Source organism: Stenotrophomonas sp. SrG (genome assembly GCF_050031795.1).
Taxonomy (GTDB): Bacteria; Pseudomonadota; Gammaproteobacteria; order Xanthomonadales; family Xanthomonadaceae; genus Stenotrophomonas; species Stenotrophomonas rhizophila_A.
Window position 1 is genome coordinate 1 of sequence record NZ_JBNBBE010000152.1, and the last position, 287, is coordinate 287.

1 protein-coding gene is annotated in these 287 nt (G+C 73.5%); it reads right to left on the reverse strand.

The window, feature by feature from the left end; translation table 11 throughout:
- Positions 1 to 287 (reverse strand): phosphoribosylformylglycinamidine synthase subunit PurQ (locus tag ACQG3P_RS19330; protein WP_426805943.1); only part of this gene is annotated, 287 nt, incomplete at both ends.

Here is a 287-nt window from a genome sequence, read left to right on the forward strand (position 1 = left end):
CTGCGGCCAGTGCTCGGCACCGGGGATGATGTCCTGCAGCTGGCTCAGCATCTGGCAGCCGTTGCACACGCCCAGCGCGAAGCTGTCCTGGCGGGCGAAGACGCCGGCAAAGGCATCACGCAGCGCGCTGCGCTCCAGCACCGAGGTGGCCCAGCCGCGGCCCGCACCCAGCCCGTCGCCGTAGCTGAAGCCGCCACAGGCGGCCAGGCCGGTGAAATCGGCCAGGTCGACGCGGCCGGCGCTCAGGTCGCTCATGGGCACGGCCACGCTGCGGCAGCCGGCGCGGT